The sequence below is a fragment of the Chitinophaga sp. ARDCPP14 genome (genome assembly GCF_051362515.1).
In the GTDB taxonomy this organism is placed as follows: Bacteria; Bacteroidota; Bacteroidia; order Chitinophagales; family Chitinophagaceae; genus Chitinophaga.
Genome location: NZ_JBKIXB010000021.1, coordinates 1 through 24,593, shown reverse-complemented (window position 1 = coordinate 24,593; position 24,593 = coordinate 1). Strand labels below are relative to the sequence as shown.

Annotated in this window: 26 protein-coding genes; 15 read left to right on the top strand and 11 right to left on the bottom strand. The window is 47.6% G+C overall.

The window, feature by feature from the left end:
- Window positions 1–750: a sulfite exporter TauE/SafE family protein gene (locus tag ACLHR0_RS31465; protein WP_436491678.1), complete on the top strand. Its 750-nt coding sequence runs from the start codon at window positions 1–3 to the stop codon at window positions 748–750.
- Between the two features lie 7 nt (window positions 751–757).
- On the opposite strand, the gene moaA is transcribed toward ACLHR0_RS31465, so the two are convergent.
- Window positions 758–1,735 (bottom strand): GTP 3',8-cyclase MoaA, encoded by a 978-nt coding sequence (moaA, locus tag ACLHR0_RS31460; protein ID WP_436491677.1) that lies wholly within the window; start codon window positions 1,733–1,735, stop codon window positions 758–760.
- Window positions 1,736–1,738: 3 nt separating this feature from the next.
- Window positions 1,739–2,110, bottom strand: coding sequence for a DUF7009 family protein (locus tag ACLHR0_RS31455; RefSeq protein ID WP_436491676.1), 372 nt, complete (start codon window positions 2,108–2,110; stop codon window positions 1,739–1,741).
- A gap of 75 nt (window positions 2,111–2,185) precedes the next feature.
- Here ACLHR0_RS31455 and moaD point away from each other — a divergent pair, with 75 nt between their 5' ends.
- Together moaD and ACLHR0_RS31445 are read left to right on the top strand one after the other, a co-directional pair.
- The gene (gene moaD / locus ACLHR0_RS31450) at window positions 2,186–2,419 is read left to right on the top strand and encodes a molybdopterin converting factor subunit 1 (RefSeq protein ID WP_370911160.1); all 234 of its coding nucleotides are present in this window, start codon (window positions 2,186–2,188) and stop codon (window positions 2,417–2,419) included.
- A gap of 28 nt (window positions 2,420–2,447) precedes the next feature.
- Window positions 2,448–2,849: a molybdenum cofactor biosynthesis protein MoaE gene (locus ACLHR0_RS31445; RefSeq protein WP_370911159.1), complete on the top strand. Its 402-nt coding sequence runs from the start codon at window positions 2,448–2,450 to the stop codon at window positions 2,847–2,849.
- A gap of 30 nt (window positions 2,850–2,879) precedes the next feature.
- Here the strand turns inward: ACLHR0_RS31445 and ACLHR0_RS31440 are convergent, their stop codons facing one another.
- Both ACLHR0_RS31440 and moaC read right to left on the bottom strand, forming a co-directional pair.
- On the bottom strand, window positions 2,880–3,479 hold the full coding sequence (locus ACLHR0_RS31440) for an NTP transferase domain-containing protein (RefSeq protein WP_429061934.1): 600 nt from the start codon (window positions 3,477–3,479) through the stop codon (window positions 2,880–2,882).
- The gene (moaC, locus tag ACLHR0_RS31435) at window positions 3,463–3,948 is read right to left on the bottom strand and encodes a cyclic pyranopterin monophosphate synthase MoaC (protein ID WP_436491675.1); all 486 of its coding nucleotides are present in this window, start codon (window positions 3,946–3,948) and stop codon (window positions 3,463–3,465) included. Before moaC ends, ACLHR0_RS31440 begins: the two co-directional genes overlap by 17 nt.
- A 47-nt stretch (window positions 3,949–3,995) precedes the next feature.
- On the opposite strand from moaC, the gene ACLHR0_RS31430 reads away from it, so the two are divergent.
- From ACLHR0_RS31430 to ACLHR0_RS31420, 3 genes are all read left to right on the top strand, one after another.
- Window positions 3,996–5,204 (top strand): molybdopterin molybdotransferase MoeA, encoded by a 1,209-nt coding sequence (locus tag ACLHR0_RS31430; protein WP_436491674.1) that lies wholly within the window; start codon window positions 3,996–3,998, stop codon window positions 5,202–5,204.
- An 88-nt stretch (window positions 5,205–5,292) separates the two neighbouring features.
- Window positions 5,293–6,741, top strand: a complete 1,449-nt coding sequence (locus tag ACLHR0_RS31425; RefSeq protein WP_436491673.1) for a DUF1800 domain-containing protein — start codon at window positions 5,293–5,295, stop codon at window positions 6,739–6,741.
- 24 nt (window positions 6,742–6,765) lie between these two features.
- A complete protein-coding gene (locus ACLHR0_RS31420) occupies window positions 6,766–7,971 on the top strand; it encodes a DUF1501 domain-containing protein (RefSeq protein WP_436491672.1) in 1,206 nt (401 codons plus the stop codon).
- Between the two features lie 240 nt (window positions 7,972–8,211).
- Here the strand turns inward: ACLHR0_RS31420 and ACLHR0_RS31415 are convergent, their stop codons facing one another.
- The 3 genes from ACLHR0_RS31415 to ACLHR0_RS31405 form a co-directional block, all read right to left on the bottom strand.
- Window positions 8,212–8,724: a hypothetical protein gene (locus tag ACLHR0_RS31415; protein ID WP_436491671.1), complete on the bottom strand. Its 513-nt coding sequence runs from the start codon at window positions 8,722–8,724 to the stop codon at window positions 8,212–8,214.
- Window positions 8,725–8,850: 126 nt separating this feature from the next.
- Window positions 8,851–10,899, bottom strand: a complete 2,049-nt coding sequence (locus ACLHR0_RS31410) for an OPT family oligopeptide transporter (protein ID WP_429044101.1) — start codon at window positions 10,897–10,899, stop codon at window positions 8,851–8,853.
- Between the two features lie 114 nt (window positions 10,900–11,013).
- Entirely contained in the window at window positions 11,014–12,720 is a 1,707-nt protein-coding gene (locus ACLHR0_RS31405; RefSeq protein WP_436491670.1) for a peptide MFS transporter, read from the bottom strand.
- 170 nt (window positions 12,721–12,890) lie between these two features.
- Between ACLHR0_RS31405 and purD the strand changes: the two genes are divergently transcribed.
- The 9 genes from purD (at window position 12,891) to ACLHR0_RS31360 (ending at window position 22,342) form a co-directional block, all read left to right on the top strand.
- Complete coding sequence (purD, locus tag ACLHR0_RS31400; protein WP_436491669.1) at window positions 12,891–14,168, top strand: phosphoribosylamine--glycine ligase; 1,278 nt, start codon at window positions 12,891–12,893, stop codon at window positions 14,166–14,168.
- Between the two features lie 274 nt (window positions 14,169–14,442).
- Complete coding sequence (locus tag ACLHR0_RS31395) at window positions 14,443–15,465, top strand: rod shape-determining protein (RefSeq protein ID WP_079469708.1); 1,023 nt, start codon at window positions 14,443–14,445, stop codon at window positions 15,463–15,465.
- Between the two features lie 92 nt (window positions 15,466–15,557).
- Window positions 15,558–16,445 carry a rod shape-determining protein MreC gene (gene mreC / locus ACLHR0_RS31390; RefSeq protein WP_429044109.1) on the top strand — a complete coding sequence of 296 codons (888 nt, stop codon included), beginning with the start codon at window positions 15,558–15,560 and terminating at the stop codon, window positions 16,443–16,445.
- Complete coding sequence (gene mreD, locus ACLHR0_RS31385; RefSeq protein WP_370911148.1) at window positions 16,442–16,951, top strand: rod shape-determining protein MreD; 510 nt, start codon at window positions 16,442–16,444, stop codon at window positions 16,949–16,951. Before mreC ends, mreD begins: the two co-directional genes overlap by 4 nt.
- Before the next feature lie 53 nt (window positions 16,952–17,004).
- Window positions 17,005–18,942, top strand: a complete 1,938-nt coding sequence (gene mrdA / locus ACLHR0_RS31380) for a penicillin-binding protein 2 (protein ID WP_429044111.1) — start codon at window positions 17,005–17,007, stop codon at window positions 18,940–18,942.
- Window positions 18,943–18,972: 30 nt separating this feature from the next.
- Complete coding sequence (rodA, locus tag ACLHR0_RS31375; RefSeq protein WP_079469704.1) at window positions 18,973–20,259, top strand: rod shape-determining protein RodA; 1,287 nt, start codon at window positions 18,973–18,975, stop codon at window positions 20,257–20,259.
- A 12-nt stretch (window positions 20,260–20,271) separates the two neighbouring features.
- Window positions 20,272–21,018: an MBL fold metallo-hydrolase gene (locus ACLHR0_RS31370; RefSeq protein ID WP_370911146.1), complete on the top strand. Its 747-nt coding sequence runs from the start codon at window positions 20,272–20,274 to the stop codon at window positions 21,016–21,018.
- Between the two features lie 75 nt (window positions 21,019–21,093).
- Window positions 21,094–21,954, top strand: coding sequence for a helix-turn-helix domain-containing protein (locus ACLHR0_RS31365; protein WP_436491668.1), 861 nt, complete (start codon window positions 21,094–21,096; stop codon window positions 21,952–21,954).
- Window positions 21,955–21,994: 40 nt separating this feature from the next.
- Window positions 21,995–22,342: a nuclear transport factor 2 family protein gene (locus ACLHR0_RS31360; RefSeq protein ID WP_429044119.1), complete on the top strand. Its 348-nt coding sequence runs from the start codon at window positions 21,995–21,997 to the stop codon at window positions 22,340–22,342.
- A gap of 41 nt (window positions 22,343–22,383) precedes the next feature.
- Here ACLHR0_RS31360 and ACLHR0_RS31355 read toward each other — a convergent pair whose 3' ends face one another.
- The 4 genes from ACLHR0_RS31355 to ACLHR0_RS31340 form a co-directional block, all read right to left on the bottom strand.
- On the bottom strand, window positions 22,384–22,872 hold the full coding sequence (locus tag ACLHR0_RS31355) for a hypothetical protein (protein ID WP_429044120.1): 489 nt from the start codon (window positions 22,870–22,872) through the stop codon (window positions 22,384–22,386).
- Entirely contained in the window at window positions 22,869–23,597 is a 729-nt protein-coding gene (locus ACLHR0_RS31350) for a hypothetical protein (protein ID WP_436491667.1), read from the bottom strand. Before ACLHR0_RS31350 ends, ACLHR0_RS31355 begins: the two co-directional genes overlap by 4 nt.
- Before the next feature lie 108 nt (window positions 23,598–23,705).
- Window positions 23,706–24,257: an RNA polymerase sigma factor gene (locus tag ACLHR0_RS31345; RefSeq protein ID WP_370911141.1), complete on the bottom strand. Its 552-nt coding sequence runs from the start codon at window positions 24,255–24,257 to the stop codon at window positions 23,706–23,708.
- A gap of 245 nt (window positions 24,258–24,502) precedes the next feature.
- Window positions 24,503–24,593: IS3 family transposase (locus ACLHR0_RS31340; protein ID WP_436491133.1), on the bottom strand; the 91-nt coding region annotated here is incomplete at its 5' end.

Genomic DNA, 24,593 nt, shown 5'->3' with positions numbered 1-24,593 from the left:
GTGATCCCTGAACTTTGTATCCTCTTTTTTATAGTGGCATTGGCCTACTCTGCTGCAGGTTTTGGCGGCGGTTCCAGCTACCTGGCTATTTTGTCGTTGCCTTTCTGGGCAGTAGATTTTCAGCTGATGAAGTCTACTGCTTTGCTGTGTAATGTAGCAGTGGTGACCGGCGGCGTTTATCATTTTTACAAAAGCGGCCACCTGCCTTTAAAAAAAGCGTGGCAGTTGTCGCTGGTAAGCGTGCCGCTGGCTTTTGCGGGTAGTTACTTACCTATGAAGCAGGCTACCTTTTTCCTGTTGCTGGGACTTGCGCTTACGCTGGCGGCGGTGCTGATGTGCTACCGTTTGTTTTTTGAGAAAGAAGAGCCGATTATCCCTGCCAATAAAGGGAATGGTGTAGCGTATGGGATTATTGGCGGCGGTATTGGGTTGCTCTCCGGTATGACGGGAATCGGCGGCGGCATCTATCTTTCGCCCGTGCTGCGTTTGGGCAAATACGACACCGCCAAAAATATTGCCGGCTTGAGCAGTTTTTTTATTCTCGTAAATTCTATTGCCGGTTTATGCGGTCAGGCGGCAAAGCATGCCATTGTGTTTGATGTGAAGTTTGCAGGGCCTTTGCTGCTGGCGGTTATTGCCGGCGGACAGATTGGTGCGCGGCTGAGTGCGAGAGTGTTGAATCCCAGGTGGGTGGCTGGTGCTACGGCGTTGCTGATCCTGTATGCGGGTGTGCAGATGTTGCTGAAGTAAATAATAGTTAACCACCTATTACGGACATGCTTTCCATATTTTTTTCGGTATGATGCTGTTCTGCTTCGAAGCCATTGGCAAAACGTGCATGGATGGCTGATTGTATGGCCGGCAGCAGAAGGTGTTGCTGCAGTTCATCTCTCATCATCTCTTTTACGTTTAACACATCGTTGCCATACAAACATGTTTTCATACTACCGGTAGCGGATATACGAAGACGGTTACAGGTGCCGCAAAAAGTGCGGCTATAAGCGGGAATTACGCCGATATTGCCTTTATGGCCGGGGATGTGATAATTGAGAGAAGTGGAATGTGGCGCATCCGCTATTTTTTGCAGCGTATAATTCTCGCCTATTACAGACAAAATTTTATGATAGTTCCATACGATACCTGAAAACGTATGTCCCTGCCCGTTAAAGGGCATTTCTTCTATAAACCTTACGGACAGTGCATTATCACGTGTAAGTGCGGTGAAGGCATTTAGTTCATCGGTATTCACGTTTTCCATTACCACGGCGTTGATCTTCACCTGCATGTTGTGTTGCAGCAGGCTTTGCAGGGTGTCCATTACTGCGGAAAACCGGTTGCGCCGGGTGATTTGCAGGAAGCGGTCGGCTTGCAGCGTATCCAGGCTCAGGTTGATATGCGTGATGCCAAGTTGCTGCAAAGCAGGGATATATGCCTGTGTTAAGACGCCATTGGTGGTGATAGCTATTTCGCTGATACCTGGAATGGCTTTTATTTTTTCCAGGAGGGTCATCAGGCCCGGCCGGAGAAAAGGTTCACCACCGGTGATTCTTATTTTAGAGATACCGGCGGTTGCGAGAGTTTGCAGCAGCCGTAAAATTTCATCGTCCGTAAGTAATGCCTTGCGTTGCACAAAATGCATATTTTCCGGCATACAGTAAGTGCAACGGAGGTTACACCGGTCTGTTACCGACAAGCGTACGTAGTCTATGATACGATGATGTGCATCTGTTAGCATTTATCAGCAGTTTTTCCCCGCCATCGGATTATCGAATGACTGGCTTTCGTCCTCATTTCTGTCTGTAAGACATTTAAAATCTTTCTCCACCAGGATAGTCAGTGATGATCCATCGGCGTTGGGCAGGATCAGTTCAAAACCTACCTGGTCGGGTGCGTACCAGGCAGCAAGACGGGGAAGCGGGAGCAGCAGGTGTACACCATCGTGTTCCATCTTTATGATGGGGTCGGAAATATCTTTTCCCCGGAGGCAGAAATGGAGGGTACCGGCGCCTATATGCGTAATTGATTCCACTTTTCCTGTTGTTTCCAGGAGTTCCACATCCGCTTTATCCAGGCGATATCTTATGCTGTTGCCTCTTAACCGTATTTTCATAAATTGATTTTCTGCCGTATTAAAATTACTACTTTATCGGGCTATATTGTAGTTTTAACTAACAATTTACAATGTATGGGCATATTATTGTTTGGAGCAGCAAAGGATATTGCTGGTGTGCCGGTACTGGAAAAGCCGGAACATATTACAGATGTAGCCACTTTGAAAGCCTGGTTGTATGAGGTATATCCGTCGTTGCAGCAGCTCCGTTCCGTGATGATAGCGGTAAACCGGACGTATGCTGCTGATACACAGGAGATAAGCGGCCAGGATGAAATTGCGGTGATCCCGCCGGTAAGCGGAGGTTGAGTATAGTTTCAGTTTTAGTATTTAAGAGATGGAAATATTAATAGATATTAAAGATACCATTACCGTGGAGGAAGCGCTGGCCTTCATCCAGGCGCCGGAATGCGGCGGAGAGGTAATTTTTGCCGGTACTGTGCGTAATCACACCAAACAACGGCCGGTATTAAAATTATTTTACGAATGTTATGAGGCGATGGCTATTTCTGAAATGCAGAAAATAGCGGCGCAGGTAGCGGAAAAATGGGATGTACAGCGCCTGGCCATGCTGCATGCCGTTGGGGATAAGTATCCCGGCGACCTCGCAGTGGTAATAGCAGTGGCTTCTGCTCACCGGGGCATAGCGTTCGACGCCTGTGAATTTGCGATAGACACCCTCAAAGAAACGGTACCTATCTGGAAAAAGGAGTTTTTTGCAGATGGTGAAATTGTGTAGTCCTGCAATGATTGAATAATATCCCGTTGCTTATTTCTCCAGGTCCTTCAATGCTTCCGCCTTTTCTTCGGGCGTGTTGGCATTAAACTGTTCTGCTGCATATGGATTTTTAAGAAGCGCGATGCTGTTACTCAGCATAGTTTTCCGCGGGCAGTTTTTCCCGGCGGTTACATTTTCCAACAGCGCAATTAAACCAGCTGGTTCCCATATGGCAATGAGTGGTTCCGGCAAATCGTTGACCGGACTCACAAAAGTGGTAGCCGCTTTGGTGACGTCACGTTGGGTGATAAGCAGCTCCAGGCTTTGTTTACTGAGCAGGGGCAGGTCAACGGCAAGCACCAGCCAGGCTGCTTCCGGTTGCAGCGCGTGTGCGCTCAGCAATCCGGCGGATGGCCCGCCAAAAGGCACCGAATCCGGTACCAGGTTAGGGTAACCGGCAAAATGTTCCTGCTGATCGCCACGGCAGGAAATGTATACTTCCGGCAGCAACGATTGCAGTAAAGTAACCAGGTATTGCCATTGAGGCATCCCATGATAGTTAATGCTGCTTTTATCTTCCTGCATGCGGGTGCTGAAGCCGCCGCAGAGCACCAGTCCTTTCAGTGGCGCTTTATTACCGGTTATAGTCATGTTTGCCGCCTGTTTTGCTGATGAGTTTTGTTTCCCGGATAACCATATCCTGGGTAAGCGCTTTGCACATATCGTAAATGGTAAGTGCAGCTACGCTGGCGCCGGTGAGGGCTTCCATTTCCACGCCTGTTTTACCGTTGGTTTTTACGGTGCAGCGGATAATGGCTTCTTCTCCTTCGAGGTGAATCTGTACATCGCAGCCATCCAGCAGTAAGGTATGACAAAGCGGGATGAGTTCCGGTGTTTTTTTCGCGGCCATAATACCGGCGATGATAGCGGTTTGAAACACGCCACCTTTGCGGGTTTGGATGTCCTGTCCCTGGAACTGGTCGCGTATCACCTGCGGGAGATAAACACGGCTCTCGGCAACGGCTATACGATAAGTATCCAGTTTGCCGCTGATATCGACCATTGCAGGCTGGCCGCTCTCGTTCAGATGTGAAAAAGCATTACTTGATTCATTGGACATAAAAGCATAAATTTAAACAAGTTCACCTGATACAAAAGTAATTCAAAATGATGTTGACTGTTGCTGCTGCATTTGAGGCTGTGATGCAAACTGTGCGGGACCTCGGTACGGAAACGGTACCGTTTGAATCCGCTGCCGGCCGTATTTTGCGGGAGCCTGTACTGGCCGACAGGCCCTTTCCGCCATTTGACCGTGTAACGATGGACGGTATTGCTGTTAACTACGACAGCTTTGCCCGCGGGCAGCATATTTTTGGCGTGGAAGATGTACAGGCTGCAGGCACTCCGCAGCTGCAGCTTTCCAATACTGCCAATTGTATAGAAGTGATGACCGGCGCCATTTTACCGGAAATGACAGATACCGTTGTTCAGTATGAACACCTTACACCTTCGGAACACGAAGGGTTCCGGCGTTTTACTATTCAGGGCGCCGTGAAGAAGGGACAGAATATTCATAAAAAAGGTTCAGATGTGGATGCCGGCACGGTGCTGATTAAACCCGGTACCCGTATTGGCCCGGCTGAAGCCGGTGTGCTGGCCACAGTGGGCCAGACCACGGTGGAAGTAAGCAAGCGCCCGCGTGTGGTGGTAATTGCTACAGGAGATGAATTGGTAGCGGTACACGAAACGCCGGAACCTCACCAGGTACGCATTTCCAATGTATACAGCCTGTTGGCCTCACTGGCAGAAATGGGTGTTCCTGCCCGTTATGTACACCTCCTGGACGATGAAGCAGCCATGAAAGACCAGCTCCAGCCACTGCTGGACGAAACCGATATTTGGATCAGCTCCGGTGCGGTAAGTGCAGGCATGTTTGACTACCTGCCTGCTGTGCTGCAACAGCTGGGAATGCAACAGGTATTTCACAAAGTACAGCAGCGGCCGGGCAAGCCGTTCCTGTTTGGTACTTTTAATGACGGTCCCGTTGTGTTTGCCTTACCCGGCAACCCCGTATCGGGCTTTATGTGTTTTTACAGGTACATTCACGCGTGGATACAATCAGCTATGGGAGCGGCCTTACCGGAGCCTTGCTATGCACAGCTATCGGAGAAAGTTATTTTTGACGCCGCATTGGAATATTATTTGCCGGTAAAGCTGCAATCACAACCCAATGGCGTGCTGCTGGCCATACCGCAGCCCTACCAGGGTTCGGGCGATCTGGCCAGTTTGCTTAAAGCAGATGCTTTTCTCACCCTGCCATTGGAAGAAAGTGTTTTTGAGAAAGGAAGCAGTTACCAGGTGTGGAGGTTCCGTTAACAACCGTTCCCGGTAATTATTTCTGTGAGAAGCCTTTCATTGGTTAAACCCGTTCTGCATTTGATAGTCTCATCATAAATTAATGCTTATGGCTGAAGTTGCCCGTAAAATTCAGATGCAACATCTCGCCTGGCGCGCTGGCTTTGGAGAAACCCTCCCCGTGATCTCTCACTGGGAAAGCAAAAGGCGGGAAAAAATTGTGAATAAGATACTTATCGGCCCTGCAAGAGCGTCAGTTACTTCTGTGGATGTAGTAGCCGCAGATGATCTTCCGGATTACCGGAAGCAGAAAACGATGACGCCGGAGGAAAAGAAAAGTGTGCGGCAAATGAATGACCAGGGCATTAAAGACCTGAATGTATCCTGGGTAAATGCCATGGTGCAGAGCGAGCATCCTCTCCGCGAAAAAATGAGTCTTTTCTGGCATGGGCATTTCGCCTGCCGTACGCAAAATGTATTATTTAATCAGCAGTTGTTGTCGGTAGTGCGTGAAAATGCACTCGGCAATTTTGGAGATCTGCTTGGTGCGGTATCTAAAAGCCCGGCTATGCTGCAATTTCTTAATAATCAGCAGAACCGTAAACAACATCCCAACGAAAATTTTGCCCGCGAAGTGATGGAACTGTTCACGATGGGAAGAGGCAACTATTCCGAACAGGATGTGAAAGAAGCGGCAAGAGCCTTTACCGGATGGGGCTTTGATGAAACAGGCACTTTTGTTTTCCGGCAAAAACAGCATGACGACGGTGTGAAAAATTTCCTGGGCAAACAGGGAAATTTTAATGGAGATGATGTACTGAAAATACTTTTGGAGCAACGGCATACCGCCAGGTTCATTACCGCAAAAATATACCAGTATTTTGTGTCTGAAACCCCTGATGAAGCACGTATTACCGCGCTGTCGGAAAAGTTTTACCAGTCGGGTTACAACATCAAATCCCTGATGCGGGAAATATTTATGGCCGACTGGTTTTACAGTCCGGATATCATTGGCAACCGGATAAAATCGCCCGTGGAATTGCTGGCAGGCATCCGCAGAACTATCCCCATGACGTTTGAAAAGGAAGAAGTGATGTTGTTGTTTCAGCGGGTATTGGGTCAGTTGCTTTTTTATCCGCCCAATGTTGCCGGCTGGCCTGGCGGGCGGAACTGGATCGACAGCTCCAGCCTGATGTTCCGGCTACGTGTGCCACAGGTAATATTATACTCGCAGGCGTTTAATGTGAAGCCTAAAGAGCTGACTCCTGAAATGGGCGAAGGTGCTAACTATAAAATGACGCTGCAGATCAATGATTTCCTGAAGCGGCAATTCGCAAAGAAGGTGAACGCAAATATAAATTGGGACCCTTACGTGGCTGGTTACGAAAAGGTGCCAAGAGAGCGGCTTGCCGATGAAATTGCCGGTGTTTTATTACAGCAGCCCGGTAATATAAGCCGCCAGCTGCTGGAAAAATATGCTGATAGCAGCAGCCGCGAAAACTATATTAAAACGGTAACAATTGATGTGATGAGTACACCGGAATATCAATTGTGTTAACTACTAACCGCTAAAAGTTATGCTATGCTGATTCTCAACAGGCGTCGTTTTTTACAGGTGGGTTCACTGGCTTCTGCCGCGGTGATGATGCCGAAATTCCTGAAAGCCCTGGAAAGAGGGCATCTGGCGCCCCCGGGCAACAAAGTGCTGGTGATCATCCAGCTATCCGGCGGTAACGACGGATTGAATACAGTTATTCCCTATCGCAACGATATTTATTATAAGGCGCGCCCGGCGCTGGGCATAAAAAGGGAGGCAGCCCTTTCCCTGAATGACGACCTGGGAATACACCCTGCACTGAAAGGATTGAAGACCCTGTATGATGACGGCGCGCTGGGTATTCTCAATAACGTAGGCTATCCTAACCCCGACCGCTCGCATTTCCGGTCCATGGATATCTGGCATTCCGCGAGCCAGTCGAACGAGTACTGGTCGGATGGCTGGATAGGCCGTTATCTCGACGCCCAATGCAAGGGATGCGATAAACCAACACAGGCGCTGGAAATAGATGATACCTTGAGCCTGGCGCTGAAAGGCGACAGCGACAAGGGCCTTGCCATGACAGACCCTGCAAGGCTTTACGGCACCAGTAATGATAAATATTTTGCAGAGCTTTTAAAGCAACATACTCCTGATAACGATCATCATAATAATGCGGATTACCTGTATAAAACGATGGGTGAAACCATTTCTTCCGCAGCCTATATCCAGCAACAGTTTAAAACATATAAATCTTCTGCCCCCTATCCCAATACAGAGCTGGGAAGGAACCTGCGCACCATTGCCAACCTGGTGATGTCGGATATCAATACCAAAGTATATTATGTGTCGCATGGCAGTTTTGATACCCATGTAAACCAGCAGGACCAGCAAGCCCGTTTATTTGGCCAGCTGAGCGATGCGTTAACAGTATTTACAGATGACCTGAAAGCGAATCATCGTTTTGAAGATGTGGTAGTAATGACTTTCTCTGAATTTGGAAGAAGAGTAAGTCAGAACGCCAGTGGAGGTACTGATCATGGCACCGCGAATAATATGTTCCTGGTGGGCGGCAGTTTAAAGCAACCCGGACTTATCAATGATGGTCCAGACCTGCTTAACCTGAAAGACGGGGACCTGCAATACCAGGTTGACTTCAAAAGCGTATACGCCACGCTGCTATCCAACTGGCTGGGCGCTGATGACAAGGCGGTGCTGAAGGCAACGTACCCGCATTTGTCGTTTGTGTAGCGCCTTCGGCGCTTTTAAATTATCTTGGAGCAGGATTACGCTGATTTTACTGATTGGCTTGATTTTTACTTTTGGATTTTTAGATTTTTCTTAATAATAATTAAGGGAGATAAAAGCGAATATCCGCTTATATCTCCCTTAATCCTTTATAAAATCCAAAAGTAAAAATCAAGCCAATCAGTAAAATCAGCGTAATCCTGCTCCAAGACAATTTAAAATCGCCGAAGGCGATCCCTCCGCCTACTGGCCCTGTTGACTAATCATCGCTCTGAACGCGCCGTTTTTAACAACGCGTGTTCCGCCAGCGCCGCTGGCGTCTTTGAGTGTTCCGGAAAAGGTTCCTTCTACGTTGAGGTTGTCTATATGCGTGATGGTGATTTGAAAATCAGTGCTTCCTGCAGAGGTGAGGTTGGTGTAGTAAGTGCTGTTGAGGGCAATCAGTAAACCGTTTCCTTTCTGGGTAGCGGGATATACGCCTGGTTTGAAGGGCATGGATGCGGTAGCTAAGCTAAAGGTGATCACATCCCCGTTATAGCTCTGGCCGGTGATTTCCATAGTAGGATAATCATTGTCCGGGTTTTCATCCGTAAGATTTGGCAGGGTGATAATGCCTTTTGGATTTTCTGAAAGATAAACCCGGTCGTCCAGCTTCAATGATATAAATCTGCGTTGGCGGCTATCATCTTTATCCTTGCCGCAGGAGATGCCCAGTAAAACAATGGCGCTGAGCATTGCGGTAACTAATATGCGCATAGGTTATATTATAATCAGTTTTAATTAATCCCGGCTAAATTAAACATTTAAAAAATAAAAACGGATGCCGGTAATGGATTGTTACACCCTGTTACCGGCATCGGTATTGATCTTGAAAAGTTGGATCTAGGCTTTGCGGGCGGTGCGGTACAGGTACCAGCCCATAAACGCAAAAAAGGCGCATCCTATTATGTAGTACCCACCCGGCCCGAGGATATTTGTGAGCAGCTGTTGGCTATTGAGTTTGGCAAGAATGACGGCCGACCAGTCGAAACCTGCGAGGATGGCGATGATCACGCCGGCAACGGCGCCCCCTGCCACAAGACCTGTAGCAAAAAGGTTGCCTTTGCCCAGTTCTTCTTCCTCCGGAGATAATTTTTTATTGGCTTTCTTTTGTTTGTGATCAACCACACCACGGATAGCGCCGCCAACAAAGATGGGCAATGTAGTGGACAATGGAAGATACGCGCCTACTGCGAAGGAGAGCGAATTAATATTACATAGTTCCATCGTTATCGCCAGAAACACACCCACCAATACAAATTGCCAGTCGAGGTTAAATGAAAGGATACCTTTCGCCAGTGTAGCCATGAGCGTGCCTTGCGGGGCAGGATAGTATGCGCTGCCGATTGCGTGTTCAGTAACCCCGTGCGCAATCATATCTGCCGTAGGCTTATCCAGGAACTTCACTGTTAAACCTATCACCACAGACGATACAATGGCGCCAATGAACAGTGCTATTTGCTGGTACATGGGCGTTGCGCCTACGATGTAGCCTGATTTCAGGTCCTGGGAAGTACCGCCGGCATTGGCCGCTGCAATGCAGATCATACCGCCTACCACCAGGGCCATTGGTTCATATAATTTGCCGGTCCAGCCTACTGCGATGAATACCAGGCAGGTGCCCATCAGTGTGGCGATGGTCATACCGGAAATAGGATTATTGGAAGAGCCGATGAGGCCCACAATGCGGCTGGATACGGTAACGAAGAAGGCGCCGAACACCACTACCAGCAGACCTACCAGTAATTTTTTGCCGATAGAATCACCTGGAAGCTGTGGTAAGAAAGCCATCAGCAGGATGAGGGCAAGGCTGCCGAACAGCACTACTTTCAAACTGAGGTCTCTTTCTGTTCTGGGTACATTTCCTTTCTCGTCTGTATTGCCCGAGCCATCTTTGATAGCGCCGATACTTCCTTTGAAAGAAGAAATGATAGTAGGGATGGTTTTCAGCAGGGTGATGAAACCGCCTGCTGCTACTGCTCCGGCACCGATTTGTCTTACGTATGCATAATAAACAGCGGAAGAATAATCTGCAAAAGTATGGGTGAGCGGGTTCCAGTCGCCCTGCCCGCCCGGTGTTTGCAAATTAGCGAGGTAGCCTATTTTGACCAGCTGGGTGGCGATCACATCTGCCGGCAGCAATGATGCGAGCAAAGGAATGAGTGCCAGCCACGACAGTACGCCGCCGGCTACCAGTACTCCGGCAATGCGTGGTCCGATGATATAACCAACGCCCATATACTCCGGGGTGATATCGGCGCTGAGTTTGGCGGAAGGGAAAAATTTACTGGCCTGTTTGGTCATGTATTCCGGTGTTTCGGCAATCACATGCAGAATCTTTTGAAGGATGGCATAGGCAAAAGCAAAGCCCAGCCCGTAGAAGGCGGTTTTGGCAAAGTCGCCGCCTTTCTCTCCTGCTATCAGCACATCACCGCAGGCGGTGCCTTCAGGATAAGGCAGGGTTTTATGTTCTTTTACGATCAGTGATTTTCTCAGCGGGATCATCATCAGCGTACCGAGGATACCACCGAAGATGGCCAGGATGAGGATGGTAAAGTAATTAAAGAACTGTGTGCCGCCGCCGTCACTGAGGAACAGGAATCCCGGCAGGGTGAATACCACGCCTGCAGCGATGGATTCGCCGGCAGACCCGGTCGTTTGGATGATGTTGTTTTCGAGAATGGTGGTCTTGAAAAATTTTCTCCCTAAGGTAATAGCGATAACGGCAATAGGAATGGAAGCAGAAACGGTAAGACCTGCTTTCAGCGCCAGGTACACGGTGGCAGCACCGAAGATGATACCAAAGACACAGCCCAGCAAAATGGATTTCAGCGTAAATTCTTTCATTTGTACGCCGGGTGAAACAAAGGGTTTGAAGTTGTTATCGGACATAAGATCGTTTATGGATTTACAGGTAGAGATGTTATAAGCAATGAATTTACTTTTAAAAAAGGAAAGGAGGAAAGTTATCAGCTTCCCTCCTTTCCTTTTTATAATAAGGTTGACTTACCTGATACCGTGCATCCATTTTTTCAGGAAGCTGGTAGACAGGAACAGCAGCACCGCTGCGGCGCCTGGCAGGATTACAAACACCATGAAAAACTCATAGAGGTTGTGGATGGTGAAGCCTGCGAAGGTTGGGTAATGTGTAGCCAGTTTAAGTTCCTGTAATTTATCCATTTGCTGTGCGGTAGCGGTGATGGTACCATCCAGGATAGCTTTCAGGTCAATACCGTTATCAGTAGCGAGTTTGTATTTATCCAGGGTTGGAGGCAGCAATGCGCCCAGGGTGCCGGCCAGTGCGTAACCGGCGGCATTGGCGAGGAACCAAACTCCCATGAGCAGGGAGGAGAAACGGTGAGGCGCCAGTTTGGATACCAGTGACAAACCTATCGGAGACAGGCATAATTCGCCGAGGGTATGGAAAAGATACATCAGGATCAACCAGCTTACGCCCAGTTTCTCATTAGGTCCGAGATTTTTCATTTGTATGGCGATGATAAAAAATCCGAGCGCCAGTAATGCCAATCCAAGTGATTGTTTCATCGGGGAGATCGGCTCCAGGTTGCGTTGCTGTAATTTGAGCCATAACCAGCTGAAGGGCAATGCAAATACGATGATGAAAATAGAGTTGGCGTTTTGAACGAAGGAAGGAGGCATATCCCAGCCGAAGAGGCGGCGATCTGTCTGGTAATCAGCTACAAAGGTAAGGGAGGAACCGGCTTGTTCGAAGCAGGCCCAGAAGAAGATCACGAAAAAGGCCACGAAGTAGATAACGGTGATCTGTTGTCTTTCTACCTTGGTAATAGATTTATCGGTAAGGATCAGTACAGCGAGGCTGATACCGGCTGCATATATAAAAGGATACACCCATGATTTGATGGGGTTGGGATCGAGCGACAGGTAGTGGATGCCGAAGAACAGTACCACCATTAACACCAGTACACCGAGGATAGCGCTGGTTGTAAATTTGGCTTTATCGGCTTCGCCGGTTACGGCAGAAACTTTGGAGAAATCCGGTTTGGCGCCGATGGCTTCACCGGTTGGTTTTACCACGTATTTATCTTTCAGGAAGAAGAACAGGATGGTTCCGGTGAACATGGCTATACTGGCGGCGAGGAAGCCCCATTTGAAAGCGCTGACCATTCTCACGCCGTCTACTTTTACGTCGCCGAGGATAGGGCAAATGAGCATTCCGAGGAAGGCGCCCATGTTGATACCCATATAAAAGATGGTGAAAGCGGAATCGAGGCGGCCGTCGTTTTTCGGATACAGCTGGCCCACCATAGAAGAGATGTTGGGTTTAAAGAAGCCGTTACCAAAGATGATGATGAAAAGGGCGAGCCAAACGATGGTTTTGGCTGTTTCCACATTGGAGGCATAGATGGTGGCGCTGAGGACCATAAGGAGCTGGCCAACGCCCATTATAAAACCGCCTAATATGATACAGTTCCTGTTACCGAGGTACCTGTCGGATATGTATCCTCCCAGCATGGGGGTGAGATAACATAAGCCGAGAAAGCCCCCGTAAATGATAGAGGAATCTGCTTCAGAGAAAGCCAGTGCATTTACCAGGAAGAGCGTAAGTAACGCCCGCATACCATAAAAATTAAACCGTTCCCACATTTCCGTGGCAAATAATACTGAGAGCCCTTTAGGGTGGCCCTTCTCAGAGGCAATAGGGGACTCTTGTGCAACAGTAGTTTGCATCATAAATTGGTTAGTTTTAGCAATAGTTGTTTCAGATTTCGTGAACCTTTAAATATGGCAAGTTAAATAAAATCGTTAATCTGCGTAAAAAAATGGTATAAATGCTCATTTTTTGCGGTTTTTTGATCTTTCTTTGCACTTTCTTTCGCATCTGCATTTATTAGGCAATTCATATGAACATACTATTACTTGGAAGTGGTGGCCGGGAACACGCACTGGCCCTTAAAATGTCACAAAGCACTCTTTGCGGTCAACTATTTATAGCACCGGGTAATGCTGGTACCGCTCAATGCGGCACGAACGTTAACATGGGTGTAAGTGAATTTGATAAGATAAAGACCTTTTGCCTGGATAATGCGATAGACCTGGTATTGCCCGGATCTGAAGAGGCCCTGGTAAACGGGATCTATGATTTCTTTCAGAAAGATGAACTGTTACAGCATATCCCGGTACTGGGTCCTTCAAAGGAAGGCGCCCAGCTGGAAGGCAGTAAGGCTTATGCCAAGCTGTTTATGCAGCGGAACAATATACCTACTGCTGCTTACCGTGAATTCAGTGAAAAGAATTATGAGGAAGGGCTGGCCTATCTTCAGCAGCACTCCTTACCAATTGTATTGAAGGCCGATGGCCTGGCGGCTGGTAAGGGTGTGGTGATAGCAACTTCTTATGAAGAGGCGGCCGAGGAGTTTGAGCAGATGATCAAGTCGGCCAAGTTTGGCGATGCCAGTAAAACGGTAGTCGTGGAGCAGTTCCTGACGGGTATTGAGTTGTCTGTATTTGCGATCACCGATGGTCATACCTATAAGATATTACCGGAAGCAAAGGATTATAAAAGGATTGGAGAAGGTGACCTTGGGTTGAATACCGGTGGTATGGGTGCGGTATCGCCGGTGCCGTTTGCCGATGCAGCGTTTATGAAAAAAGTGGAGGATGAAGTGATCCGGCCCACGATAGCAGGCCTTTCCAGGGAAGGTATTGTGTATCATGGCTTTGTGTTTTTTGGCCTGATTAATGTAGAGGGTTCGCCCTTTGTAATTGAATACAACTGCCGTATGGGCGATCCGGAAACGGAAGTTGTGATGCCACGTTTGAAGAATGATGCGTTGGAACTGTTTACTGCAGTAATGACCGGCAAACTGAGCGGGCAAACGATTTACGCCGACGAGCGTGCCGCTGCTACGGTGATGCTGGTATCAAAAGGATATCCCGAAGCATACGAAAAGAATAAGGTGATCCATGGAATTCCGGCGCCTACCCGCGACCAGATCGTGTTTCATGCCGGTACACGGCAGGAAGGCGATGAGGTGCTGACCAACGGCGGCCGGGTATTAGCCATTACTTCACTGGCGTCTGACCTGTCGATGGCACTGGCTCATTCTGTACAAACAGCGGAGCAGATTGCATTTGATGGTAAGGTATACCGCAGGGATATCGGGTACGAATTTGTTTAGACGTTAGCCGGAGTTAATTTACAGTAGGGAGGACTGGTACAGGACAATTGAAAAGCGGGACTTGTAAAGGCACAATTTTAGGCAGTAGGAACAATTAAAACGGGGTTATCCCGTTCATCTGGTCGGAGCATAAAGAGAGCAGTTACTATGCCGTTTGTACAACAAATAACTTTTTTTAATATTTAGCTGTATTATTGCAAGAATATCCATTTTTTGCATCGTATATTCGTTGGAATTATTCATTTTTGCATTCTAATTTTTGACCGTATCAACAATGGGATTTTTTAATTTTTTAACGCAGGAAATCGCGATTGATCTTGGTACAGCGAACACGCTGATAATTCATAATGACCAGGTGGTAGTGGACGAGCCTTCCATTGTAGCGATAGAACGGGCTAGTGGCAAAATTGTGGCAGTTGGAAAAAAGGCCATGATGATGCACGAAAAAACACACGAATATCTTCGTACTATACGTCCCCTGAAAGATGGCGTGATAGCGGATTTTAATGCCGCTGAAGGAATGCTCAGGGAACTCATAAAAATGGTTTACCCCAAAAAGCCCTTGTTTGCACCAAGCTGGCGGATGGTGATCTGTATTCCTTCCAGCATTACGGAAGTGGAAAAGAGAGCTGTACGCGACTCTGCTGAACAGGCCGGCGCAAAGGAAGTATACTTGTTGCACGAGCCAATGGCAGCTGCCCTGGGTATCGGCATTGATGTAGAAGAGCCTGTAGGTAATATGATCATTGACATAGGCGGTGGTACTACCGGTATTTCGGTAATAGCACTGGCGGGTATTGTTTGCGACCAGAGTATCCGTATCGCCGGTGACGAGTTCACGGCTGATATCATGGAAGCCCTGCGCCGCTATCATAGCCTCCTGATCGGTGAAAGAACTGCTGAACAGATTAAGATCCACATCGGATCAGCCCTGAAAGAACTGGATAACCCACCAGATGATATTCCTGTTAACGGACGGGATCTGGTAACCGGCATCCCCAAGCAAATCATGGTATCTTACCAGGAAATTGCGGAAGCCCTTGATAAATCTATCTTTAAAATCGAAGAAGCCATCCTGAAAGCGCTGGAAACAACGCCTCCTGAGCTGGCCTCAGATATTTACCGCAGGGGTTTATACCTGACCGGTGGCGGTGCATTGCTGCGCGGACTGGATAAACGTCTTACCCAAAAAATCAAATTGCCGGTGCATGTAGCAGACGATCCGTTACGCGCAGTGGTAAGAGGTACCGGTATTGCCTTAAAGCATGTAGGTAAGTATCCGTTCCTGATGCAATAAAACTATTTGTGATCCGGATATTTTGTTATTCATCCCATTGGGAGGGAATTACAGGGTATCCGGATAACCAAATCCTAAAATAGTGCGCGCTTGTGCGAAATCTAATCATTTTCTTTAGGCGATATTTTAACTTCTTCTTATTTCTGCTGCTGGAAGTGATTTGTATGGTATTGGTATTCCAGCATAACAACTTTCAGCGAGCCGCCTACCTCAGTTCCGCAAATGATATCAGCGGTAAATTATATGACAAGTATAATAATGTACAGTATTACTTTCACCTGAAGTCGACCAACGACAGCTTGGTGAATGAAAACATGCGCCTGCACAACCTGCTCCGTACCAGCTACGACAGTATGATAACCACCAACGGGATCAAAACCGACACCATCCGGCAATACAGTGATGATACCGCCCACCGCGTTGTTGGCACGCAGATCCGCCGGTACGAGTACTTCTCCGCCAAAGTGATCAACAACTCCATTAACAAACCCGTCAACTATATTACTATTCACCGCGGCAGCCTGCAGGGGATCCGTCCTAATATGGGCGTTATCAGCAGCAGCGGCGTGGTGGGTGTGGTGAGAAGTGTGAGCGACAACTACTCCGTGGTATTGTCGATGCTCTCTAAATCCAATTCTGTATCCATCAGCGCCCGCCTGGGCCAGGGAAAAGAAATGGGTTCCGTGCACTGGGATGGTGAAGACGCCGGCTATGCCCTGCTGAAAGACGTGCCGAAAAGCGCCAAAATTCATAAAGGTGATACCGTGGTGACCAGCGGCTTCTCTGCCCTGTTCCCTGAAAATATTCCGATCGGCTATGTAGAAAGCATTGCCGTAGGAGACAAAGCCAGCACCTCGTTTACTATCCGGTTGAAATTGGCTACCAATTTCTTCAACCTGCAATATGTATACGTGATAGAAAACCTGTTGAAAGAAGAACAACAAAGATTGGAAGATTCAACGTATAAGTTGATTAAATGAGTATACTGTTAAGAAATATAATCCGCTTCGTGCTCCTGCTGCTGATTCAGGTGTTTGTGCTCAATGAAATATTGTTGCACCAGCTGGTGAGCCCCTATCTTTATATGCTGTTTATCCTTGCGCTGCCTTTTAATCTGCCACGCCCCGGGCTGATGCTCCTGGGATTGCTGATGGGGCTTTCCCTGGATATGTTTATGAATACGCCGGGTATGCATGCTGCCGCCTGTGTGTTCATTGCTTATCTGCGTCCGTTTATTATCAATATCCTGTCACCACAGGGAGGTTTTGAAACTACCCAGAAAACGCCTTCGATGACCAGTATGGGTGTGTCCCAGTTTCTCATCTATGCCGCTATCCTGGTATTCCTGCACCATGCACTTTTCTTTACGTTGGAAGTGTTTGGTATGGGCAACCCGTTATACCTGGTGATGAAGATCGTCTCTTCAACATTGGCCAGTCTTTTCCTGATTGTGCTGTATGAATTGCTGTTCTTCTCGAAGAAATAGTTTCTGCTTTTTAACGTAGGTTTGTAACTTAAAATAATTCCGTCCTTAATAGCATGTCAGTATTCAATCAGCCCAGGAAGAGAGTAATACAGATGATTATACTTGGGATGGTAATACTGATCATCACCAGGTTATTCTTTCTGCAGGTAGTGGAAAAGAAATACGCCAAGCTGGCGGATGCCAATGCCGTGCTTCGTAAAGTCATTTATCCAAGCCGGGGTATCATCTACGACCGGCAGAACCGCAGCATCCTCGGCAACGACGTATTATACGACCTCGTAGTAACCCCTGCCAGTGTAAAAAGCATCGATACAGGCTATCTCTGTAATATTTTAAAAATAGATAAGGAAGAATTCAGGAAACGGATCGTTACCGCCATTATCAAAAATGGCCGGGTAAGACAATCAGTTTTCGCTCCCCTGCTGGCGCCGGAAGTATTCGGGCAGCTACAGGAAAGCATGTATCTCTTCCAGCCGGGATTTGAACTGGTACCCAGGCAAATCCGCTCCTACCCTTATTCGGCCGCAGCTAATATACTCGGGTATATAGCGGAAATATCCCCGGCCATGTTAAAGGATACTGGTACTTACGCCTCTTATAGCTCCGGCGACTATCTTGGATTCACGGGGCTGGAAAAGACCTATGAAACCGTATTGATGGGGCAACGAGGTATACAATACCTGGTTAAAGATAACCTGAACAGACCGCAGGGAGCTTATGAAAACGGGGAGTTTGACAGTGCGGCAGTAGCCGGCAGAAACCTGCGGCTTTCCCTGGACATTGAATTACAGGTACTCGGTGAAAAATTAATGAAAGGCAAATCGGGCAGTATTGTGGCCATCGATCCGCAAACAGGCGGTATCCTGGCCATGGTAAGCGGTCCGAGCTTCGATCCTAACCTGCTCACAGGTTCGTATCGAAGCGCCAATTTCAGCAAACTTTATACAGATACCACCAAGCCACTGTTTAACCGTGCCATCCAGGCTACCTATCCGCCGGGCTCCACGTTTAAACCCATGATCGCACTGGTAGGACTCGATGAAGGCGTAATTACCCCCAGCTTCGGATACCCCTGTGGCGGCGCTTACTACGGCTGCTCAAGACCTATCAAATGCGAACACCACGATGCTGGTCACGCGGCTAATCTCCGCCTGGCACTATCGCATTCCTGTAACTCCTATTTTTCGCATGTATACCGTTTGAGTGTGGATGCAGGTAAGTTTGGGGGGATCAAGGTAGGCGGTATGCAGAAGTGGGCCGACTATATGAACAACTTTGGCTTCGGGCATAAGATAGGGGTGGATATTCCCAGTGAAGGCCGCGGACTGGTACCGGATAAAAAATATTACGATGCCCGGTACAAAGGCAGCTGGAACTCGTGTACATCCGTATTCCTGGGAATCGGTCAGGGTGAATTGCTGCTAACGCCGCTGCAAATGGCCAATGCCATGTGTATTGTGGCTAACCGCGGCTCCTACTATATCCCGCATTTTGTAGCCAGCATTGATAACGATAACACCCATCTCCTGGATAAATACAAACAAAAGCACGATGTAGCGCATATCTCTGATACGGCCTACAGCGCGGTTATTCATGGTATGACAGACGTGGTGGAAAGTGGTACCGGGCGTATTGCGCAGATTGAAGGTATTACCGTTGGCGGTAAAACCGGTACAGCAGAAAACTATGGTATTGTAAACGGTGTAAGAACAAAACTGAAGAACCACGCGGTGTTTGTGGCTTTTGCTCCTGCTGAAAAAGCACGTATAGCCATTGCCGTGATAGTGGAAAACTCCGGTTTTGGTGCCAAGTATGCAGCGCCTATTGCCAGTTTGATGATGGAGAAATACCTGAAAGACAGTATCTCCACCAAACGTCAGCCGCTGTTGAAATCAGTAATGGAAACAGTAACAATAGATCAGGCCATGCTGGCTAAATCGCATTTGGATTCATTGAATCAGAATGCTGTTATTAAGAAGAACAAGCCTTAACCAATCATCGAATAAACCGATTAATCAATAATGAACCGCTCGCAAGCCAAACTGACACAAGGGATTGACTGGCCAATAGTTGGCCTGTACCTGGCATTGGTGATCATAGGCATCATGTCCATTTTTGCTGCGGAATACCGGGGTGATGATAACGTGTGGCAGGATATCCTTCATCCAAGTAAAAACTATTCGAGACAGCTGATCTGGTTTGGTGTGTCCATTGTACTGGCTGCAGTAATATGGCTTACAGACAGTAAATTTTTTACGGCTACGGCCAACCTGATGTACGCAGGCGGGCTGTTGCTGCTATTGCTGGTGCTTGGGATCGGTAAAGATGTGAAGGGATCGCATTCCTGGCTGGTGATTGGTGGATTCCAGTTTCAGCCGGCGGAGCTGACCAAGCTTTGTACCAACCTGGCGCTCGCCAAATACCTGTCGTCACAGGAAACTGATTTTACGAAACTACGATCCAGACTGATTGCCGCTGCATTGGCCCTGATACCTGCCGGTATCATCATTTTGCAGGACGAAACAGGATTGGCCCTGGTATATTTTTCCTTTTTCCTGGTGATGTTCCGCGAAGGATTGCCCGGCGTACTGCTGGTAATCGCCTTTTCAGGAATTGTACTCGTGTTGTCGGCCCTGTTGGTGGACCGAACGATACTCTTCATTATTTTTACGGTCATCACCGCGCTGGTCATCTACTTTATGCGGCGCGAAATAAAACGAAAGCGATCGAAGCTCGCGCTGATCCTGGGGGTATACGCCTTCTGCGGACTATTTGTGATGTTCATCGTTCCCTTTGTATTTACCAAAGTACTGAAGGACTACCAGGTACGCCGTATCGAAGTAATGCTGGGTAAGGAAAACGATCCGAAGGCTACTTACAATACCAGGCAGAGTATGATTGCCATTGGCTCCGGTGGCTTCTGGGGAAAAGGATACCTGAAAGGCACCCAAACCCGTTACGATTTTGTGCCTGAACAAAGCACCGACTTTATCTTCTGTACTGTGGGAGAAGATTTCGGCTTCTTCGGAAGCGTGATTTTCCTGGGTATATATGTAGCCCTTCTTTTCCGGATCATTTTTGTGGCGGAGCGACAGCGATCGACCTTTACGCGAGTCTATGCCTATGGGGTAGCCAGTATCATTTTTTTCCACCTGGCTATTAATATCGCGATGACGATCGGGCTTGCGCCGGTGATCGGGATTCCCCTGCCCCTGGTGAGCTATGGCGGTTCTTCCCTGATGACCTTTACCATGCTGATATTTATACTGTTGCGGCTGGATGCCGACCGGCAGATGGTGTTAAGATAGTATCTTTGCAAAATGGCACGTATTATTCCATTATCAGAAGGGTCATTTACCGTAGACGGGACCAAGAAATTTTTTCCTTTTAAGCTGGGGACAGACAGCATGCAGGATCGCCCGCATGGTTCGTTGCTGGTTGAAATACAGCCGTTCCTTGTAATCACGGACCGCGATTATATTTTATTTGATACCGGGCTGGGCTTTCGTAACCCCGATGGCGTACTGCAAATCCATCAGCACCTGATAGACAATGGCATCAACCCAATGGAAATCACCAAAGTGTTGATGAGCCATTTACATAAAGATCATTCCGGCGGCGTTTCTTCAGAAGATCCTATCACGGGAGAACGCACGCTCAATTTCCCCGGGGCTACGTATTATGTAAACAACGAGGAAATGCTTTACGCCGTGGAGCACTCCGGCAAATCTTATCTCTCTGAAGATATTATGTTATTACAACAGCGGGATAACGTGGTGTTTACAACCGGTAACGGGACTATCGACGGGTATATTCATTACGAAGTGACCGGTGGTCACTGTCCTTATCACCAGGTATTTCTGGTAGATGATGGAGCAGATAAAATATTTTTCGGGGGAGATGTGGCGCCACAGATATCCCAGATGAGAAGCCGGTTTGCAGCCAAATATGATTACGATGGCAAGCGCAGTATGGAGCTCCGCCAGGAGTTCCTGGAGCGCGGCAAACAGGAAGGCTGGACATTCCTTTTTTATCATGATACCAAAGAACCTTTTGCTAAGTTTTAAGCGGAGGTTGTCTTACTCAGGATTACACTGATTTTGCTGATTACCGGAATTTTTTGGATTTTATGAGATGTCAAGATGTATACGCCGTTTGACAGCTTGTCACTTACAGGACAGCATACCAATAAAACATGGGAGCAACAGGGCCGGAACTGGGCATCGTATAGCGTTTACCGCGATCAGGCCACGCATGAGTTGTATATTCCGCAAACGGTGCTTAACCTGGTAGTACAGGGAGAGAAAAGAATGTACGACGGCAGGCAGGTACATTACCTGCGCAGCGGGGATGCGATGGTGATTCCGGCCGGAAGCCTGCTTTGCTCAGAGATATTGCAGCCACAGCGGCAATACGGAAGTATAAACCTCGTGATCCCGGATGAAATGATCCTGGACTTGCTTAAAAAGCCGGGAAATAAAGCTCATACAGTTGGCCGGGCATTAACTACACTGCCGGTAAACAGCCATTGGCACGACTTCTCACAATCGCTGTTGCGCCACTTTGCAGACGATACCCTTACCACACCTGATTATTACAACATACTTTCACACGCGCTTCACCTTATTTCCGGTGAGGAGGCAATAAGTGCCATGCTTGCCAAAGCGGCCATGTACCCGCTTCCGGAGGTGATGGAGAAGCTCAGTACCGGGATTGCGGAGGTGCGGCTGTTGGAAGACGTGGCCGCTATGGGGCATATGAGTACGGCCACATTGAAACGCCGTTTCCGGGATATCTATCATAGTTCCCCCATGCATTGGGTGCTGGAGAAGCGGCTGCAGATGGCGGGTTTCCTGCTGCGCACCACAGAACAGCCGATCGCGGAAATAGCTTACAGTACGGGTTTTGAAGATGTGACCCATTTTTACCGGCAGTTTCGCCGCTGTTTTAAAGTAACGCCATTGCAGTGGCGTAAAATGGAAACTGATCTTTTCTGCAAATAGTTGTGCCGGCGGATGGCTTACATTGTGAAAAAAAACGACAATGGAAAGTTTGACCAAAATTGGTGAAGCCTGGCTACAGGCCTGGAATTCCCACAACCTCAACGAGATCATGTCGCATTACGATGCGGATGTTATTTTCTATTCCCCGTTAATTAAAAGAATCAACAATGATCCTACCGGTTGTATCCGGGGGAAAGAGAACCTGAAGGCTTACTTTACCCGTGGGCTGGAAGCCTATCCTGATCTGCATTTTGAGTTATACCATATCCTGGAAGGGGTGAATTCTATTGTGCTTTATTATAAAAGCATCAATGATAAATTAAGTACGGAGATGATGGTGATTAATGAAAAGGGGCTGGTGAGTGAAGTAAGGGCACATTATAAATAATAGAGTAAGGGGGAATTGCGGGGTAGTTCCCCGTAATTCTTTTATGGTCGTCTTCTTGGGCCTCCGCCCATCCTGTTCATGCGTTGGGTATTGAGGTGGTTTACCATGATGGTCCGGAATTCTCTTTCGCTTTTAAACACCATGCCTGCTTTTCTACCGGGGAGTACACGCTGAAATTCTGTACTGTAGCGTGATTTGATGTCCAGCATCCGTTTTTCGTATTTCAGTTCCTTGTCCATATTTTTCCGGGCGGCATCATCGGCGTTGTCGGTGGCTAATTTTTCCTGGTCTCTTTTCTGGTGGCGTTCTGCGATCAGTTGTTCCACTTCGTGGGTATAATTATTATAAACCGGCCAGAATTTCTGGGCTTCTTCCGGGGTGAGGTTTAATTTCTGGGCCAGGTATTGGACCTGTATGGCTTTTATTTTTTCGGCGGCACTTTCCGACGGGTTTTGCTGGGCCTTACTCACGCCGGCATGGGTGAGGAGCACAAACATTGTAATCCATATAAAGTAAAGATGTTTCATCATTTATTTTCAGGTAACACTTCCTTTGATAAATCGGTCTTTTGCAGGTAATTTTCGATGGCTTCCAGTGGAACTGCTTCTTTCAGCTGACTTTGCACCGGGGTTATTTCCGCGGAACTGGCGAAGAAAGCTTCATTATCAAAGGGATCAGTGTGGGTTTGCAGGTAATTAACGATATCCTGGTCATTCAGGTCTTCCAGTTGTTTTTCTATAGCATTATGATGGTTGTTGTTGTTGATCACGAACAGCAGGGCGCTGCTACCGATGAAAGCGGTAAGACAGGCGGCTACGGTCCATTTCAACCAGGTGGCGGTCCGGTTCCGGTGGGCTACCCGCAGTGGAATAACGGGGCTGGAACTGGCCCGCAGGGACTCAAAATAACCGGTGGGTACTGTAAATGGCGTCTGTTTGGGTATTGCCGCGAGGAAGGGCGAAATGGCTTCCAGTTCCGTGTGAACGGAGGTGAGGGAGCTGGTTCCTTCTTCCGTTTGGATCCGTTGCAGGATGGCCTGTGGTAATCCTTCGAAGTAGCCGGCAGGAATAGTTGGCGGCTGGTTTGGAACAGCGGCTGTTCCGGAACGCAGATCTTCCAGTTGAATTTGCAGCAGGATAGCGGCGGGCAGGTGTTCAAAATAGCCTGCTGGTACCGTAAATGGTACTTCTGCCGGCCAGTTGGTGCCTGGCGCTATTTGCATTAATTCATTTGTTATGTAGGTCTGCCTGTTCATATTTGCTGTTTTTTAGACAGTAAACGGTATTAATAGTTTAATGTGATTTTAATCTTTTGGCAAAATTCTTTAAAAATTACTTAAAATAAATATTTGTAAAATTTATGGTCAGCCATTGCGGATAAACTCTTCGATCTTCTTAACAGCATGGTGATAAGAGGCTTTCAGGGCGCCTTCCGAGGTTTCCAGCACTTTGCTCATTTCCTCGTAGGGCATTTCATCATAGTAGCGCAGGTTAAATACGATCCTTTGTTTATCGGGTAAACTGAGGATAGCGCGCTGCAGTTTCCACTCCAGTTTATTGGGATCAAACTGCGGATCTGCCCTGAGTTTGTTGCTTAGGCCGTTTTCCACATCAGACAATGAAACCGACGTTTTCCGTTTTTGCTGCTCGAGGAAAGTGAGGCTTTCGTTGGTGGCTATTTTATACAGCCAGGTATACAACTGGGCATCTTCCCGGAAGTTTTCCAGGTTTTTCCACACCTTAATAAAAACGTTTTGCAGCACATCATTGGCATCGTCGTGATCCATTACCATCCTGCGGATATGCCAGTAGAGCCTTTCCTGGTACTTTTGGATAATAAGGGTAAACCCTTTTTCCTTTGTATCAGGTATACGGTATAATGCCAAGAGTGATTTATCGTCCTGTGAAACGGCCATAGGTTAAATGGTTCTTAACAGGTTTTATTTCATTGAATATAAATAAAAACCTGTTCATAAGACGCGGAGATTGGAGCGAAGTTTAATGCGCGGATTTTGTCTTGGCTCAGGATTACGCTGATTTTAAGGATTACCTGGATTTTTACTTTTGGATTTTTTTAGATTTTTTAGATTTTCTTAAAATAATAACTAAGGGAGATAAAAGCGAATATATGTACTGCTCCCCAAAGTTTAGACTTTTTTGATTAGGCGGCTTGAGTTCGATATTGTATTGGACTCAAGCCATTTAGTTTTAATTTGATTCTATCGTTATTATAATATTCTATATATTCTCGA